Source organism: Thalassotalea sp. Y01, from assembly GCF_012932945.1.
GTDB lineage: Bacteria > Pseudomonadota > Gammaproteobacteria > Enterobacterales > Alteromonadaceae > Thalassotalea_A.
This window is the reverse complement of the sequence record NZ_JABBXG010000021.1, coordinates 1-3,223: the sequence shown is the minus strand read 5'-3', so window position 1 is coordinate 3,223 and position 3,223 is coordinate 1. Positions and strand designations below refer to the sequence as shown.

Sequence of the window (3,223 nt, the reverse complement as noted above, 5' to 3'; positions counted from 1 at the left end):
GGCCTTATTGATGGTCATGCGCACATCATGATCAACAACAACTTTGCTAACGTTGAAAGTGATATGGACTTAACCGATATGTCTTATCGTGCTTCGATTGTCGCTGAACGTTTTCTTATGGATGGCTTCACCACAGTGCGTGACATGGGTGGCCCAGCATTTGGACTGATGCGTAACATCAATTCTGGTCATATTATCGGTCCTAAGATTTTTCCATCAGGCACTTTTATTTCACAAACCTCTGGCCATGGTGATTTTCGTGACCGCGGTGATGCCGGCTTCTCACCAACCAGTGCACACGATGCATCAAACTTTGAACACTTTGGTATTGGCGCTGTTGCCGATGGTGAAGCGGAAGTATTAAAAGCAACGCGCACCAACTTACGTAACGGTGCGACACAAATTAAAATCATGGCCGGTGGTGGTGGTTCATCCAAATATGACCCAATCGATACAGTACAGTTTTCTAAAGAAGAAACCTGTGCCATCGTTGAAACCACCAAAGACTGGAACACTTACGTCGCCGCTCACGTATTTAATGACCGAGCGATGAATCGTCTTATGGATTGTGGTGTGAAATCATTTGAGCATGGCTTTTTCATGAACGAAGAGACCATGCAACGTATCTCTAAAGAAGGTGTCTATGTGGTACCACAAATGTGGGGGCTATCACCGGACTTAGCGAAAAACCCGCTAATGCCTAAAGATAAGTTGCCTCTTATCAAAAAGCTACGCGCTAAATATGGTAACTACGGTAAACAGCTACTTGCTAACGACGTAAAAGTAGTATTTGCATCTGACTATGTTGGTACATTTGCCGACGCCGAACGTGCGCGTCGTTACGAAATCTGGTGGCGCGGTGAATCGTTTGGCGATAACTTCGAAGTATTGAAGCAAATGACCTCAACCGCAGGTGAATTAATGGCTTTATCAGGTCCACGTAACCCATACGCTGCATCAGGTAAACTCGGTGTGGTTGAAGTAGGCGCTGCCGCTGACCTTATTCTTGTCGACGGTAACCCACTGAAAGACTTAAGTGTTATTGGTGGCAACGATAAATGGTTTGATGCAGATCCGGCATACACCTTAATCCCAACCATTCACATCGTGATGAAGGATGGTGTAATTTATCGCGATGAGCTGTAACTTATTAAAATAATTAATAAAAAGGTTGGCGGCAGCGAAGCCAACCTTCCCCTCCCCCAAAAAAAGTGTCAGGAAATTATACATTTTTCAACAACTTACCTTAACTCCCAAACAAAATAATGTAGCTAATTTTTAGTAATAATAAAGTTTTGAGCTAGACTAAAATCATCTCTGCATCTCAATAATAGAGGGTTAACTATGCTTAAACACAAGTTTATTGCATCAATAGTAATAACATTGTCTACCTTTTTTACGTCGCTCAGTTTTGCCGCTGACAAACCGAATATTTTGGTTGTTTGGGGTGATGACGTCGGCATTTGGAACATCAGTGCTTATTCGAACGGTATGATGGGGTATCAAACCCCGAATATTGATCGCATCGCAAATGAAGGTATGCGCTTTACTGATTACTACGGTGAACAGTCTTGTACCGCAGGCCGATCATCATTTATTACTGGTATGTCCGTATTTCGTACCGGCTTGTCTAAAGTTGGCCTGCCAGGCGCTGAACTTGGCATGTCAGAAAAAGACATAACCATTGCTGCGGTATTAAAAGAGCAAGGTTATATGACCGGTCAGTTTGGTAAAAACCACTTGGGCGACCAAGATAAGCATTTACCAACCAATCACGGTTTTGATGAATTTTTTGGTAATCTGTATCACTTAAACGCGGAAGAAGAACCAGAAAATAGAGATTACCCAAAAAACCCTGAATTTCGCAAGAAGTTCGGTCCTCGTGGCGTAATCAAGTCTAGCGCCGATGGCAAAATCGAAGATACTGGCCCATTGACGAAAAAACGTATGGAAGTTGTTGACGATGAAACCGTTGCTGCAGCGTTAAAGTTTATCGACAAAGCTCATAAAGCCGACAAGCCATTTTTTGTATGGTGGAGCGGTACGCGTATGCATTTTCGTACCCATGTCAAAGACGAGTTAATGAACGATCCTAAATATGCAGAATATGACGAATATACCGTTGGTATGATTGAACATGATATGCATATTGGTATGTTTTTGAAGAAGCTTGATGATTTGGGTATCACAGACAATACCATCGTCTTTTACTCTACCGATAATGGTCCGCATATGAACACATGGCCAGATGCGGCTATGACGCCATTTAGAGGCGAGAAGAACACTAACTGGGAAGGAGGCTGGCGTGTACCAGCAGTGATTCGCTGGCCTGGCAAAATCAAACCTGGTTCGATTACCAATGAGATTGTACATCATATGGATTGGTTACCTACCTTCGCCGCTGTTGCCGGCAATGACGAGGTGAAGGAAGACCTATTAGATGGTTATAAAGCCATAGGTCGAACCTACAAAAACCATTTAGATGGCTACAACTTAACGGATTTACTTACTGGTAAAAGTGATAAGTCGGGACGTAATGAAATATTCTACTTCTCAGACGACGGTGATTTAACCGCTTTACGCTATCAACAATGGAAAATCATCTTTATGGAGCAACGCGTAGAGGAGACCCTCGAAATTTGGGCGAATCCATTTACACCATTGCGTGTACCGTTGATTTTCAATTTGCGCCGAGACCCATTTGAACGCGCGCAAAAAACATCAAACACCTACTATGATTGGCTGATAGACCGCGTATATGTGCTGGTTCCAGCACAGACCTATGTTGGTCAATTCCTAGAGACCTTTAAGGAATACCCGCCATCGCAAAAAGCAGCGAGCTTTAGCTTGGATCAAGTTATGGAGAAACTGCAAAAAGGTGGTGGTAGTAAATAGCTACTGGCATTAAGTAAAGATAAAAAGCCCGATTTGTATCGGGCTTATTTTTGTCTTAGATCGGCTAGGTCCTAGTTATAAAGGACTATAAAAGTGTGATACTTAAAATCAACCACCGCGACCATATTCTAATTCTTGTGCAATATAAACTGTAGAAAGCAAAAAACCGACTTATACAAAGTCGGTTTCTCGTAATAGTGGCGATTACTTCAGGAGTCGAACCTGCGACCGCTTGGGCTCTTACCTTATGCCAGGTACACCTGGCTGAACCAGGCTCTCTTGCGATAATAAGCAGTCGAAAGCAAAAAACCGACCATAAGGTCGGTTT

The 3,223-nt window shown here is 43.0% G+C and carries 2 protein-coding genes; both read left to right on the top strand.

Annotation, left to right across the window (positions count from 1 at the left end; all coding sequences use genetic code 11):
* On the top strand, nt 1-1,146 hold a 1,146-nt coding region (locus HII16_RS16620), incomplete at its 5' end, for an amidohydrolase family protein (RefSeq protein WP_169131961.1).
* A gap of 198 nt (nt 1,147-1,344) precedes the next feature.
* Nucleotides 1,345-2,895, top strand: coding sequence for an arylsulfatase (locus HII16_RS16615; RefSeq protein ID WP_169131959.1), 1,551 nt, complete (start codon nt 1,345-1,347; stop codon nt 2,893-2,895).
* Nucleotides 2,896-3,223 lie beyond the last annotated feature (328 nt).